This window comes from Variovorax cryoconiti (genome assembly GCF_051216395.1).
In the GTDB taxonomy this organism is placed as follows: Bacteria; Pseudomonadota; Gammaproteobacteria; order Burkholderiales; family Burkholderiaceae_C; genus Variovorax.
Window position 1 is genome coordinate 15,553 of record NZ_JBPJZI010000008.1, and the last position, 13,347, is coordinate 28,899.

At 69.4% G+C, this 13,347-nt stretch carries 12 protein-coding genes; 10 read left to right on the forward strand and 2 right to left on the reverse strand.

Translation table 11 applies throughout. The annotated features are described in order from the left end of the window. Nucleotides 1–11: 11 nt before the first annotated feature. The 10 genes from ACSFA2_RS18485 (at nt 12) to ACSFA2_RS18530 (ending at nt 10,046) form a co-directional block, all read left to right on the forward strand. Nucleotides 12–986: an isopenicillin N synthase family dioxygenase gene (locus ACSFA2_RS18485; RefSeq protein WP_435456777.1), complete on the forward strand. Its 975-nt coding sequence runs from the start codon at nt 12–14 to the stop codon at nt 984–986. A gap of 67 nt (nt 987–1,053) precedes the next feature. Next, nucleotides 1,054–3,441 carry a xanthine dehydrogenase family protein molybdopterin-binding subunit gene (locus ACSFA2_RS18490; protein WP_435456778.1) on the forward strand — a complete coding sequence of 796 codons (2,388 nt, stop codon included), beginning with the start codon at nt 1,054–1,056 and terminating at the stop codon, nt 3,439–3,441. Continuing rightward, the gene (locus ACSFA2_RS18495) at nt 3,438–4,259 is read left to right on the forward strand and encodes an FAD binding domain-containing protein (RefSeq protein WP_435456779.1); all 822 of its coding nucleotides are present in this window, start codon (nt 3,438–3,440) and stop codon (nt 4,257–4,259) included. Before ACSFA2_RS18490 ends, ACSFA2_RS18495 begins: the two co-directional genes overlap by 4 nt. Then, nucleotides 4,256–4,783 carry a (2Fe-2S)-binding protein gene (locus ACSFA2_RS18500; protein ID WP_435456780.1) on the forward strand — a complete coding sequence of 176 codons (528 nt, stop codon included), beginning with the start codon at nt 4,256–4,258 and terminating at the stop codon, nt 4,781–4,783. The genes ACSFA2_RS18495 and ACSFA2_RS18500 overlap by 4 nt, the downstream gene beginning before the upstream one ends. Continuing rightward, nucleotides 4,773–5,402 (forward strand): SRPBCC family protein, encoded by a 630-nt coding sequence (locus tag ACSFA2_RS18505; RefSeq protein ID WP_435456781.1) that lies wholly within the window; start codon nt 4,773–4,775, stop codon nt 5,400–5,402. The genes ACSFA2_RS18500 and ACSFA2_RS18505 overlap by 11 nt, the downstream gene beginning before the upstream one ends. 43 nt (nt 5,403–5,445) lie before the next feature. Further along, a complete protein-coding gene (locus ACSFA2_RS18510) occupies nt 5,446–6,609 on the forward strand; it encodes an ABC transporter substrate-binding protein (protein WP_435456782.1) in 1,164 nt (387 codons plus the stop codon). Nucleotides 6,610–6,654: 45 nt separating this feature from the next. Beyond that, nucleotides 6,655–7,527, forward strand: coding sequence for a branched-chain amino acid ABC transporter permease (locus ACSFA2_RS18515; protein ID WP_435456783.1), 873 nt, complete (start codon nt 6,655–6,657; stop codon nt 7,525–7,527). After that, on the forward strand, nt 7,524–8,576 hold the full coding sequence (locus tag ACSFA2_RS18520) for a branched-chain amino acid ABC transporter permease (RefSeq protein WP_435456784.1): 1,053 nt from the start codon (nt 7,524–7,526) through the stop codon (nt 8,574–8,576). Before ACSFA2_RS18515 ends, ACSFA2_RS18520 begins: the two co-directional genes overlap by 4 nt. After that, nucleotides 8,573–9,355: an ABC transporter ATP-binding protein gene (locus tag ACSFA2_RS18525; protein WP_435456786.1), complete on the forward strand. Its 783-nt coding sequence runs from the start codon at nt 8,573–8,575 to the stop codon at nt 9,353–9,355. The genes ACSFA2_RS18520 and ACSFA2_RS18525 overlap by 4 nt, the downstream gene beginning before the upstream one ends. Continuing rightward, entirely contained in the window at nt 9,342–10,046 is a 705-nt protein-coding gene (locus ACSFA2_RS18530; RefSeq protein ID WP_435456787.1) for an ABC transporter ATP-binding protein, read from the forward strand. Before ACSFA2_RS18525 ends, ACSFA2_RS18530 begins: the two co-directional genes overlap by 14 nt. A 45-nt stretch (nt 10,047–10,091) precedes the next feature. On the opposite strand, the gene ACSFA2_RS18535 is transcribed toward ACSFA2_RS18530, so the two are convergent. Both ACSFA2_RS18535 and ACSFA2_RS18540 read right to left on the reverse strand, forming a co-directional pair. After that, complete coding sequence (locus ACSFA2_RS18535) at nt 10,092–11,801, reverse strand: M30 family zinc metallopeptidase (RefSeq protein WP_435456788.1); 1,710 nt, start codon at nt 11,799–11,801, stop codon at nt 10,092–10,094. 256 nt (nt 11,802–12,057) lie between these two features. Further along, nucleotides 12,058–13,344 carry an arsenic transporter gene (locus tag ACSFA2_RS18540; RefSeq protein ID WP_435456789.1) on the reverse strand — a complete coding sequence of 429 codons (1,287 nt, stop codon included), beginning with the start codon at nt 13,342–13,344 and terminating at the stop codon, nt 12,058–12,060. Between the last annotated feature and the right edge of the window lie 3 nt (nt 13,345–13,347).

Here is a 13,347-nt window from a genome sequence, read left to right on the forward strand (position 1 = left end):
GATCCCGCCGCATGTCCGCCACCACCATCCCCGTGATCGACCTCGCGCCCGCGCTGCAGGGCAACCGTGCCGAACGCCTGCGCGTCGCGCGCGAGATCGAGGCCGCCTGCACCGACATCGGCTTCTTCACGATCACCGGCCATGGCGTGCCGCTCACGCTGATCGACACGCTGCGCGGCCACGCCGGCACCTTCTTCAATCTGCCGCTGGACGAGAAACGCCGTGCCGAGCCCGAGAAGGTCACCGTGCCGCGCGGCTACCGCGCGCTGGGCTTCGATTCGCTGTCGCGCGGCAATGCCGGCGACGCGCCGGGCGACCTGAAGGAGTACTACCACTTCGGCCGCGAAAGCTGGCCCGACACGCCCTACTACACCAACGAGGCGGGCCAACGCTATTTCATCCCGAACCGCTGGCCGGCGCGGCCCGACGGCTTCGCTGCGGCGGCCGCCATGTACTACGCCGAGATGGAGCGGCTCACCGGCCAGATGATGTCGCTTGCCGCCTTGGCGCTCGGGCTCGATGAAGACTTCTTTGAGGACAAGATCGACCGGCACATCACAGCGATGCGCCTGAATTTCTACCCGGCGCAGCAGGAAGCGCCGCTGGCCGGCCAGATGCGTGCCGGCCCGCACACCGACTACGGCCTGCTGACCATCCTCAACGGCGAGAACACGCCCGGCGGGCTCGAGGTGCAGACGCGCGGCGGGCGATGGCTGCGCGTCGAGACCGACCCCGACACCTTCGTCGTGAACATCGGCGACCTGTTGATGCGCTGGACCAACGACCGCTGGGTGTCGAACGTGCACCGCGTGGTCAACCCGCCGCCCGGCAGCGGCCCGGCGGCGCAGCGCATCTCGCTGGCCTTCTTCCACCACCCGAACTACGACGCGCTGGTCGAGTGCATCGCGCCCGAAGGCCAGGCGAAGTACCCGCCCGTGCTGTCGGGCGAATACCGCGACCAGCAGTACCGGCGCACGCGCGTCTGAGCGCGACGCCCCGCTCTTCTTTTAGAACCAATATGTGGCACACCCCACTTCTTCGAAGGAGCGCCCGATGAACGCTCGCACCCCGCCGGCCGGCCTGCAACTTCCGGCCGACGCCGACCAGGGCATCGGCGGCAGCCCGCGCCGCAAGGAAGACCGCCGCCTCCTGCTCGGCCGCGGCCAGTACGTGGGCGACATCCGCATGCCCGACATGCTCGACGTGGCCTTCGTCCGCTCGCCTGTGGCGCATGCCCAACTCGGCCGGATCGACAAGCCCGAAGGAATGGCGTCGATGGTCTACACGATGGACGACCTGCACGATGTGCAGCCGATCCTCGCCGCGTCTTCGCTGCCCGGGTTCAAGCGCTCGGTGCAGCATCCGCTGGCGAAAGACAAGGTGCGCTTCGTCGGCGAGCTGGTGGCGGCCTGCGTGGCGCCGACGCGCGCCCGCGCCGAGGACATCGCCGCGCAGGTCGTGGTCGACTACATCGACCTGCCGGTGCTGGCCGACATGGAAGGCGCCATCGATTCCGGCACGCGCGTGCACGACGCGTGGAGCGACAACGTCTTCGCCGAGACGAACACCGAGCGCGGCGCCATCGCTGCGGATGCCTCGCAGAAGCCCACGCGCACCGTGCGCCGCCGCCTGCGCACCTCGCGCCAATGCATGATGCCGCTCGAAGGCCGTGCCGTGCTGTGCTGGTGGGACCACCGCCTCGACCAGCTGGTGATGTACTCGGCGGCGCAGGTGCCGCACATCAACCGCACCGGCCTGGCCGAATGCCTCGGCCTCGACCAGGGCCAGATCCGCGTGGTGTCGCCCGACGTCGGCGGCGGCTTCGGCTACAAGGGCCTGCTGCTGCCCGAAGAGGTCTGCTGCGCCTGGCTGGCGCGCCATCTCGGCCGCCCGGTGCGCTGGCTGGAGGACCGACGCGAGCAGTTGGGTGCCAATGCCAACTGCCGCGAGCATGCCTACGACATCGCGGTCGAGGTCGAAGCAGACGGCCGGCTGGTCGGCATCGAATGCGACGCCATGGTCGACTCCGGCGCGTACTCGTCGTACCCCTTCAGCGCCTGCCTCGAGGCGGCGCAGATCGGTTCGATCCTGCCCGGCCCGTACATGATGGACCGCTTCGTCTGCCGCACCCGTTCGGTCGCGACCAACAAGCCACCCATCCTGCCGTACCGCGGCGTGGCCCGCACCGGCGTGTGCTTCGCGCTCGAGCTGATGCTCGACACGGCCGCCCGCGAGCTTGGCATCGAGCCCTACGAACTGCGCGCCCGCAGCCTGGTGCCGGCCTCGGCCATGCCGTACACCAACATCACGAACAAGTACTTTGACTCCGGCGACTACCTCGCGGCCATGACCCAGGCCGTCGACGCGCTGGGTTGGCGGGCCTGGCGCGAACGGCAGCCGAAGGCGGCCGCCGGCAAGCGCATCGGGCTGGGCCTGGCGGTGTTCTGCGAGCAAGGCGCGCACGGCACCTCGGTCTACCACGGCTGGGGCATCCCGATGGTGCCGGGCTACGAGCAGTGCGCGGCGCGCTTCACGCCCGACGGCATCCTGGAGATCCGGCTCGGCGTGCATTCGCACGGCCAGGGCATGGAGACTTCGATGGCGCAGGTGGCGCACACGGTGCTGGGTATCGACATCGACCGCGTCCGCGTGCAGCACGGCGACACCGCCAACTCGCCCTACTCCACCGGCACCTGGGGCTCGCGCTGCGCCGTGATGGCCGGCGGCGCGGTGGGCACGGCCTGCCAAGCGCTGGCGGCGCGGATGACCGAGATTGCCGCGGCCCTGCTCGGCGTGCCGGCCGCGTCGCTGCGGGTCGAGGGCGGACGCATCGGCGTGCCCGACTCGCCGGGCCTGGCGCTCGACGAGATCGCCCGGACCTGGTACCGCGCGCCGCAGAAGATCCCGCTGGGCATCGACCCGTCGGGGCTCGAGGTCGTAGTCGGCTACAAGACCGCGCCCGACACCGGCACCTTCAGCTACGCCTGCCATGCTTGCGCGGTCGAAGTCGACATCGCGACCGGCCGCGTGACGCTGCTCGACTACGCCATCTGCGAGGACGGTGGCGTGCTGCTCAACCCGCAGATCGTCGAAGGCCAGCTGATCGGCGGCCTGGCGCAGGGCATCGGCACCGCGCTCTACGAAGAGATGCCCTTCGACAGCGAGGCCCAGCCGCTGGCCTCGACGCTGGCCGACTACCTGATGCCCGGCGCCGGCGAAATGCCGCCGTTGAAGATCATCCACATGGAAACGCCCAGCCCGCTCACGCTGTTCGGCCAGAAGGGCATTGGCGAAGGCGGCGCCATCGCGCCACCGGCGGCCATCGTCAACGCGGTCAACGACGCGCTGCACGCGCTGGGCGCCGAGCTCACCGAATGCCCCGTCAGCCCGGAGCGCGTGCTGCGCGCGCTGGCGGCCGCGCGCGCTGGAGCGCTCGCATGAAGGCCGTCGCCTATGCCTTCGAGCCGGCGGCCTCCGTGGACGCCGCGACCGCGGCACTGCGCGAGGGCGGTTGGGGCTTCAAGGCGGTCGCGGGCGGCCAGTCCCTCGGCGCAATGCTCAACCTGCGGCTGGCCCAGCCCGAGACGCTGGTCGACCTCGACGGCATCGCCGAACTCGGCACGGTGCAGGAAGCGGCCGACCATGTCTTCTTCGGCGCGATGACCACCCATGCCGCCATCGAAGACGGCCGCGTGCCCGACCCGAGCGGCGGCCTGATGCCCTTCGTGGCCCGCAGCATCGCCTACCGCGCCGTGCGCAATCGCGGAACGATCGGCGGCAGCCTGTGCCACGCGGACCCGGCCGCTGACTGGATCGCCTGTCTGCCGCTGCTCGGCGCCACGGTGGTGGTGGCTGGCGAAGCAGGTCGACCCGACATCCCCGCGGCCGGCTTCATGACCAGCGCCTTCGAGACCTTGCTGGCCGAAGGCGAACTGCTTGTCGGCGTGCGCGTGCCCCGCCGCTCGCCGGCCGCGCGCTGGTCATACCGCAAGTTCTGCCGCAAGACCGGCGAGTTCTCCCATGCCACGGTCGGCGCGCTGGTCGACCCGGCCGACGGCACCGAGCGCGTGGTGCTGGGCGCGCTCGACGGCGCGCCGCGCGTCTTCGAAGGCGCCGGTCTGCTGCGCGAACTGTCCGCCGATAGGGCCCGACGCCAGGCGCTGCTGGACGACGCCGGCCACGGCCTCGACGACACCCGCCGCGCGCTGCTGGCCGAAATGCTGCGGCTCGCACTTCACGACATGGAAACACCCCGATGACGGCTGTCAATCTCGAATTCCCGGCGGTGCGCGAGGCGCGCATCACGCTCGACGTCAACGGCCGCGCCTACGCGATGACGGTCGAGCCCCGGACCCACCTGGCCGACGCGCTGCGCGAACAGTGCGGGCTCACGGCCACGCACCTGGGCTGCGAGCACGGGGTGTGCGGCGCCTGCACGGTCGAGGTCGACGGTGCGCCGCAGCGCGCCTGCCTGCAGTCGGCGACGCGCTTCGCCGGCAAGCGGGTGCGCACCCTGGAGGCCTTCGACGACGACGCCGTGATGGCGCAGTTGCGCGATGCCTTCTCGGCCGAGCACGCCCTGCAGTGCGGCTACTGCACGCCCGGCATGCTGATGACGGCACGCGACATCGTGCTGCGGCTGCCGCAGGCCGACGAGCAGCGCATCCGCGACGAACTCGCGGGCAACCTGTGCCGCTGCACCGGCTACGCCGGCATCGTGAAGGCCATCCAGCGTGTGCTTCGCGAGCGTGGCGACACCGAAGGAGTCCGCCATGCAGCTTGAGCAAGCCTTCACGCTCGCCGCCCCGGTTGAACCGGTGTGGACAGCCTTCCACGACATCGCGCTGCTGGTCGACTGCCTGCCCGGCGCCTCGATCGACCCAGCCGGCACGCCCGCCGACGCGCAGAGCGTGCCGCTGCTCTTCAAGGTGAAGCTCGGCCCGATCGCCGCGGCCTTCGCCGGCCAGGGCCGCATCGCGCTCGACGACACCGCACGCACCGGCAGCTTCGCCGGCAGCGCGGTCGACACCCGAACCAGCAGCCGCATCAAGGGCGAGGCGCGCTTCTCGGTACAGCCCGATGCAGACGATGCGCGATCCACCCGCGTCGCGCTGACGGTGGACTTCACCATCACCGGCGCACTCGCACAGTTCAGCCGCGAAGGCATCGTGCGCGCGCTGGCCGACCAGCTGAGCCGGCAGTTCGCCGAGCAGCTGCAGGCACGGTTGCCGCAGACCGCGCCTGCGGTTGCCGAAGAGCCCGAAGGCGATGCCGCCACCGGTCTCGCGCCCCTGGCGTCTGCCGCCGCCCCGGCATTCCGCCCCAACGACAACCCCATCGACCTGTGGCGCCTGCTCAAGGCATGGCTGCGCAGCCTGTGGCCGGGCGCCTCGCGGCCCTGACCCCGCTCTTCTCCGTTCCCCCACCTCTCCAAGGAAATCAACCATGTGGATCCGTACCAAGACCTGGGCCGCCATCGCCGGCGCCACCGCCTGCACGGCGCTGACCGTGTTGTCCGCACATGCACAGGACACGATCAAGATCGGCGTCTCGGAGCCACTCACCGGGGCGGTCGCCGCCTCCGGCAACTACGTGACGAACGGCGCGCGCATCGCGGCGGACGTGATCAACAAGAAGGGCGGCGTGCTCGGCAAGCAGATCGAGCTGGTCATCGAGGACAACAAGTCGAACCCGCGTGAAGCGGTCAACTCGGCCGAAAAGCTGATCCTGAAGGACAAGGTGCCGGTGATGATGGGCGCCTGGAGCTCGACCTTCACGCTGGCCGTGATGCCCAAGCTGATGGAGTACGGTGTGCCGATGGTGGTCGAGACCGCCTCGTCCGGCAAGATCACCACCTCGGGCAACCCGTGGATCTTCCGCACCAGCCCGACCTCGGCCATGGAGGCCCTGGCCTTTGGCAAGCAGCTCGCCGCGTTCAGCCCGTCGATCAAGAAGGTCGACTTCCTGTCGGTCAACAACGACTGGGGCCTGGGCGCTGCCGCCGAGTTCAAGAAGATGCTCGAAGCCAAGGGCATCGCCGTCGGCCGCACCGAAACCATGGCGCCGGACGCGACCGACCTGTCGGCCCAGCTCGCCGCGCTCAAGGGCACCGGCTCGGACACGCTGATCGTCACGTCGGGCATCGAGCAGCTCACGCTCGCCATCCGGCAGGCCGGTGAGCAGCGCCTGGGCCAGCGCCTGATCACCACCGGCGGCTCGTTCCCCGAACCGCTGCTGAAGACGCCGGGCCCCAAGGGCTACGCCAGCCAGCACCTGCTGTTCTTCGCACCGTGGGCCGTCGAACGCGCCAAGTACCCCGAGGTGGCCAAGGACTTCGTTGAGGGCTGGAACGCACGCAAGCTCGACTTCGCCGGCCAGACCGAAGGCTTCCGCGGCTACGACGCGATCCTGACGATCGCCGAGGCGATCAAGATCGCCGGCAAGGCCGAGCCGGCGGCCATCCGCGATGCACTGTGGAAGGTCAAGCTCAAGGGCGTGAACGGCGACATCGCCTTCGGCAAGGAAGGCCCCGCCGGCCAGGAGAGCGGCCAGGCCGAGCCAAACATCTACGTCGTCGAACTCAAGGACGGCGCGGTCACCGTCAAGTAAGTGCAACCAGCCGGGCACGCCGTTGCCCGGCTTCTGGAACCCCCGGTGGACCAATTCCTTCAACATCTGCTCAACGGGCTCGTGCTCGGGGCGACCTACGCGCTGCTGGGCATCGGCCTGACGCTGATCTTCGGCATCATGCGCGTGGTCAATTTCGCGCACGGCGAGCTGTACGCACTGGGCGGCTACGTCGCCTACGCGGCCGTGTCGGTGTTCGACCTCAACTACTTCGGCTCGCTGATCCTGGCGGCCATTGCCGGCCTGCTCGTCGGCGCGCTGATCGAATACGTGCTGCTGCGCCGGCGCGACCTGGCGTCCATCGACGAAGTCATGCTGATCATGATCGGCACCATGCTCATCATGCAGAACACCGAGCTGCTGGCCTGGGGCGGCGTCGCCAAGGCCGTGCCCTCGCCCTTCTCGCAGGAGCCGCTGGTGTGGGGCGAGGTGTCGGTGTCGCCGATCCGCCTGTTCGTGCTGTGCACGGCGCTGGTGCTGCTGGCGGTGTTCTACCTGCTGATCGAACGTTCGCGCTTCGGCCTGGCGATGCGCGCCACCTTCCAGGACCGCGACGCGGCGCGCATCGTCGGCGTCGATGTGTCGCGCATCTACACCGCCACCTTCGCGCTCGGCTCCTGCCTGGCGGCGGTGGCGGGCGCGCTGCTGGCGCCGGTGTTCGTGGTCAGTCCGACCATGGGCGATCTGGCCAACCTCAAGGCCTTCGCCATCGTCATCCTGGGCGGGCTGGGCAACCTCGGGGGCGCCGCGCTCGGCGGCTTCGCGCTGGCACTGGTCGAAGAGTTCGGCGCTGGGTACATCTCCACCGCCTACCGCGATGCGATCGGCTTTCTCGTGATCCTGGGGGTCATGATCGTTCGCCCGCAAGGCCTCTTCGCCGGCAAGGAGCGGGTCGGATGAGCCGCCAGAAACAACTCGGCTTCTTGGCCAGTGTGGCGGCGCTCGCGGTGCTGCCGCTGCTCTGGCCCGATCCGTACATGCTGTCGGTGGTGGCCTCCTGCGGCATCTTCATCATCGCGGCGATCAGCCTCAACCTGCTGCTGGGCTTCACCGGCCAGCTGAGCCTGGGGCACGTCGCCTTCTTCGGCATCGGCGCGTACACCAGCGCGCTGATGTCGCTGGGCTTCGACGTCGACCTGCTGGGCGCCGGCACGCCGTGGGTGGTGGCACCCAAGCCGGTGTGGCTGGCCTTCGCCAGCGGCATCGTGGTGGCGGGGCTGTTCGGCTGGCTGGTCAGCCGCATCGCCTTCCGGGTGCGTGGTGCGTACTTCGTGATCGTGACCATCAGCTTCGCGCAGGTGATGCGCATGGTCGCGCTCAACTGGGTCGACCTGACCGAAGGGCCGATGGCGCTCAACAACATCCCGCCGCTCACGCTGTGGCTGCCGGGCACCGGCACGCTGCCGATCACGAGCAAGGCATCGATCTACTGGTTGGTGCTCGCGGCCGCGGTGGCGGCCTACCTGCTGGTGGCCGCGCTGGTCACCAGCCGGCTCGGCCGCGCGATGATCGCGCTGCGCGAGAACGAGACGCTGGCGCGCTCCATCGGCATCGACGTGACCCGCTTCCTGCGCATCGCCGCGGTCGGCGCGGCCGGCATCGCCGGCGCGGCGGGCGGCCTGTACGCCCACACGGTGCGCATCATCGACCCGGACGTCTTCATGTTCATGTTCACCGTCACGATGGTCATCATGGTCATCGTCGGCGGCAAGGGCACGCTGGCCGGGCCGGTGATCGGCGGGCTGATCTTCGGTCTGCTGCCCGAGCTGCTGCGCGGCGTGCTGGCACCCGAGGTGCAATGGATCATCTACGGCGCGCTGATGATCGGGGTGCTGATCTTTCTGCCCAAGGGCATCGTGCCGGCGGCCGGTGCGCTGAAGCGCCGACTGGCGGCGCGGCGCGCGCCCCAAACCGCGCACGTTTCCGCGGCAGAAAGCGAGCCGGCATGAGCGACCCCGTTCTGACGCTGTCCGACGTCACCATGCAGATCGCCGGCCTCACTGCCGTCGACCAGCTCAGCTTCTCGGTCGAGGCCGGGCAGATCGTGAGCCTGATCGGGCCGAACGGCGCAGGCAAGACCACGACGTTCAACGTGATCTCCGGCTACATGCGTCCGACCGCTGGGCAGGTCATGCTGTTCGGCGAAAACATCGTCGGCCTGTCGCCCGACCGCATCGCCCAACGCGGGCTGGTGCGCAGCTTTCAGCGGACCAGCGTGTTCGCCGGCTGCACCGTGTTCGACAACGTGCTCACCGCCCTGCACCTGCAGGGCCGAGCTGGCGTGTGGAAGACGTTGCTGCGCACGCCCGGCTTCCAGCGGGAGGAAGCCGCGCTGCGCGAACAGGCGCGCGAGATGCTGGATTTCCTCGGGCTGCAATCGCGCGCCGACGAGCTCGCGTCGAGCCTGTCGTACGGCGAACAGCGTGTGCTCGGCGTCGGGCTCGCGCTGGCGGCCCAACCGCGCATGCTGTTGCTCGACGAACCCGCCGCGGGCCTGAACCCGTCGGAGACCGAAGCCTTCAAGGCGACCGTGCGTCGCATCGGCGACCGCGGCATCACCGTGCTGCTGGTGGAGCACGACATGCACATGGTGATGTCGATCTCCGACCACATCGTGGTGCTCAACCACGGCCGGCTCATCGCGACCGGCGTTCCTACAACCATCCAGCAGGATCCCGAAGTGATCCGCGCCTACCTCGGGTCAGGACTGCGCCGTGCTCAAGCTTGATCAGGTCACGGTCCGCTACGGCGCGACCACCGGCGTCGACCGCATCTCGCTCCATGTGCGCGAAGGCGAATTGGTCACGCTGATCGGTGCCAACGGCGCGGGCAAGTCGACCACGCTGCGCGCCATCAACGGGCTGGAGCCGCTTGCCGGCGGCACCATCCATTTCGACGGGCACCTTGTGTCCGGCGCCACGCCAGCGGCGATCATCGACCGCGGCATCTCGCACTGCCCCGAAGGCCGACGGGTGTTTCCGCAGCTCACCGTGCGCGAGAACCTCGAGATGGGCGCCTACCGCCGCACCGACCGCCAGCGCGCACGCGACGACATGGAGCGCCTGCTCGACAAGTTCCCGCGCCTGCGGGAGCGCATCAAGCAGGCGGCCGGCACGCTGTCGGGCGGCGAGCAGCAGATGCTGGCCATTGCACGCGCGCTGATGGCACGCCCGCGGCTGGTGATGTTCGACGAGCCCTCGCTCGGCCTCGCACCGAACTTCGTCGAGATGATCTTCGACCTGATTCTGGAGATCCGCCGCGAAGGTGTGACGGTATTGATGGTCGAGCAGAACGCCTACGCCGCGCTGGAGATGTGCGACCGCGCCTACCTGCTGGAGAACGGTCGCATCGTGAAGGACGGCACTGCGGCCGACATGCTGGCCGACCCGGCGATCCGTCGGGCCTACCTGGGCGGGTGAGCGACCGTTCTCCAGTGCTGACCATCCCGCCAGGGCCTCGTCGGCTCAGCGAATGACCACCGTCAGCGTGCTGCCCTGCGGCACGCGCACCGTTTCCTTGTAGCTGCCCGTCAGGCGGAAGCGCGACACCGGGAAGCTCGCGAAGCCCTTCAGCGTCGACGGGACCGCCGCCGGCAAACCACGGCCCGACTCGCCGAGCGCGGCGGGATCCATGGCCACCAGTTGCAGGCCGTCGTCGTTGCGCGTGGGCATGCTGTAGCCGGCGACGCCGGCGCTCAACGGCACCAGGCCGGCCGCGGCGGACGAGAAGCGGCGCAGTTCCTGGCCGATGCCGGAATCCGGGCGCTGGGCCTTGATCGCGGCCTCGAGCACGGCGGCCGAGTCGGTCAGGCCGGTGCTGCGCAGCACCGACTGGAAGAAACCCAGGCCAAACTGGCGGTTCAGGTAGCCGCCGAAGGAACCGACCACGGCATAGCTTTCGCACACGGTGCCCATCGGGTCCCAGCGGGTGAGCTCGCAGTTGTAGCTGCCACTGCCGCGGTAGTTCAGGTAGTACGGCAGGCGCGCATCGCGGATGGCGTTGTGGCTGGTATCCAGCGCGTAGCTGGCCCAGTCTTCCATCATCAGCGCCGACATCTCCTCGAGCCAGTCGTCGAAGGCGAACTGGGAGCCCATGCTGACGCTGCGGCGGTAGAAGTTCTGCATGTGCATGCCTTCGTGCGCGAGCGCGGTGACGACCTGGCGCAAGCCGCGCTCGCCGTCGAGGTACATCGTTTCGGTGTCCATGTACATGCTCACCGATTCGTTGCTGTAGGCCAGTTGGCCCGTGCCCGTCTTGAAGTTGTTCAGGCCCCAGAAGTAGCCGCCCATGCCGTAGGGCTGGCCGTTGCGGTCGAAGTTGACGAGGAAGATGTCGATCGGCTGTCCGCTGCCGGACAGCAGCTCGGTGTGCCCGTGCGGGCCCCACAGCGGGCCGCCGACCTTGACCAGCATGTCGTAGACGCCCCCGGCGCCGGCGAAGGCGTCGCGCACGCGGTCGCTCAGCGTCGCGGACACGCGCGACGGGTCGATCTCGCTCGTCTCCACCCACACGTTGACGACCGTGCCGTCGCCGGTCGCGCGCTGGCCCGCAAGCCGGACCGTGCGCTGCGACCGGTCGAGCAGGTACACGGTGCGCTGCTGCCCCACCGTGTAGGTGGCGGCCGGCGCTGTCGGGGCCGACAGCGCGGAGAGCTTCGCGGCGGCGCCGGCAGCCGCGGTCGGCGTGCTCAGCAGCCGGGCGAAGCCGTCGCGGTTGAAGTTGGCCACGTCGGCGTTGAATGCCGTGCCCGCCTCGGCGCTGTCGCTGCCCCCGGCCATCGACTTGCTCAGCGTCGGCGCCAGCTTGGTGGGCGACGACAGGATCTGCAGGGACGGCATCGCGACTTCCTGCGCCGATTCGTTGGTGAAGACCAGGGTCACGAGCTGGCCTGTCAGGCCCTTGATGGTGAGCGGAAAGTCTTTGGCCAGCGTCCCGGTGTTCGACACCTGCCAGACACCGGTGCCGGCACCGGCATAGGTGCTGCCGTCGACCGCACCGCAGTCGGTGCAGGCCGCGGTCAGCGGCGACGGCGTGTCGACGGCGGCCGCCGGCGCCGCGCTCGCGCCACCGGTGCCCTCACCACCACCGCCCCCGCCGCCGCAGGCCGCGAGGATGGCAACGGCGGCCAGGGATGCGATCGCGCCGAAGAGGGCGTTGGGGGTTCTGCGAAGCATGAGCTGTTCCTTGTTCGGCGGAGGCCGGTACCTGTGAGGCGCCGGGACAGCGTGAACAGAGGGGGGAAAGCTCTGCAGGCCGCGGCCCGATCGCGTGGCATGACCCAGCTATCGGCAGCGATCGGTGAACCTTGAGGGCGTGGCCGTGCCAGACAGGCAACGGCGCGCGGCAGGCCGCAATTTCAGGAAGAAATGCGCATCCAGGCCGACATTTGCGAAGGCCGGGTCGGTTCGATTCCCGGAGCCCGCCGGCCCTTCAGGCGAAACCCAGGCGAATGGCCAGTGCGGCCAGGGTCACGAACAGGACCGGCACGGTGAGCACGATGCCGACCCGGAAGTAGTAACCCCAGGCGATGGTGGTGCCCTTCTTGGCCAGCACGTGCAGCCACAGCAACGTGGCCAGGCTGCCGATGGGCGTGATCTTCGGCCCGAGGTCGCAGCCGATCACATTGGCGTAGATCATCGCCTCCTTGACCACGCCGGTGGCGTTCGAGGCATCGATGGACAGCGCGCCGATCAGCACCGTCGGCATGTTGTTCATCACCGAGGACAGCAGCGCCGTCAAGAAGCCGGTGCCCATCGCCGCGCCCCAGACGCCGCCCTGCGCGAAGACGTTCAGCAGCCCGGCGATGCGGTCGGTGAGGCCCGCGTTGCGCAGGCCGTAGACCACCAGGTACATGCCCAGCGAGAAGACCACGATCTGCCAGGGCGCGCCGTGCAGCACCTTGCGCGTGCTGATCACCGAGCCACGCGCCGCCACGGCCAGCAGCAGCGCCGCGCCGACCGCCGCCACCGCGCTCACCGGCACGCCCAGTGGCTCCAGCCCGAAGAAGCCGATGAGCAGCAGAACCAGCACCACCCAGCCTGCCCGGAAGGTGGCCCGGTCCTTGATTGCTTCGCCCGGCGCCTTGAGCTGCGCCACGTCGTAGGTGGCGGGAATGCCGCGCCGGAAGTACAGCATCAGCACCACCAGGCTAGCGAGCACCGACGCGATGTTCACAGGGACCATGACGGCCGCGTAGTCGTCGAAGCCGATCTTGAAGAAGTCCGCCGAAACGATGTTCACCAGGTTCGAGACGATCAGCGGCAGGCTGGCGGTGTCGGCGATGAAACCCGCCGCCATCACGAAGGCCAGGGTCGCAGCCGGCGTGAAGCCGAGGGCCAGCAGCATCGCCATCACGATCGGCGTGAGGATCAGCGCGGCACCGTCGTTGGCGAACAGGGCCGACACGGCCGCGCCGAGCAGCACGATGAAGGCGAACAGCAGCCGTCCACGGCCGCCGCCCCAGCGTGCGACGTGCAGCGCCGCCCATTCGAAGAAGCCGGCTTCGTCCAGCAGCAGGCTGATGACGATCACGGCCACGAAGGTGGCGGTGGCGTTCCAGACGATGCCCCAGACCACCGGGATGTCGCCCAGCTGCACGACGCCGAACATCAGCGCGATCACGGCCCCCAGCGACGCGCTCCAGCCGATGCCCAGGCCGCGCGGCTGCCAGATGACCAGGACGAGCGTGAAGATGAAAATGAGGATGGCCGTCAGCATGGG

Coding starts and splice junctions, on each gene's coding strand:
- ACSFA2_RS18485 (WP_435456777.1), top strand. CDS start 12: ATGTCCGCCACCACCATCCCCGTGATCGACCTCGCGCCCGCGCTGCAG.
- ACSFA2_RS18490 (WP_435456778.1), top strand. CDS start 1,054: ATGAACGCTCGCACCCCGCCGGCCGGCCTGCAACTTCCGGCCGACGCC.
- ACSFA2_RS18495 (WP_435456779.1), top strand. CDS start 3,438: ATGAAGGCCGTCGCCTATGCCTTCGAGCCGGCGGCCTCCGTGGACGCC.
- ACSFA2_RS18500 (WP_435456780.1), top strand. CDS start 4,256: ATGACGGCTGTCAATCTCGAATTCCCGGCGGTGCGCGAGGCGCGCATC.
- ACSFA2_RS18505 (WP_435456781.1), top strand. CDS start 4,773: ATGCAGCTTGAGCAAGCCTTCACGCTCGCCGCCCCGGTTGAACCGGTG.
- ACSFA2_RS18510 (WP_435456782.1), top strand. CDS start 5,446: ATGTGGATCCGTACCAAGACCTGGGCCGCCATCGCCGGCGCCACCGCC.
- ACSFA2_RS18520 (WP_435456784.1), top strand. CDS start 7,524: ATGAGCCGCCAGAAACAACTCGGCTTCTTGGCCAGTGTGGCGGCGCTC.
- ACSFA2_RS18525 (WP_435456786.1), top strand. CDS start 8,573: ATGAGCGACCCCGTTCTGACGCTGTCCGACGTCACCATGCAGATCGCC.
- ACSFA2_RS18535 (WP_435456788.1), bottom strand. CDS start 11,801: ATGCTTCGCAGAACCCCCAACGCCCTCTTCGGCGCGATCGCATCCCTG.
- ACSFA2_RS18540 (WP_435456789.1), bottom strand. CDS start 13,344: ATGCTGACGGCCATCCTCATTTTCATCTTCACGCTCGTCCTGGTCATC.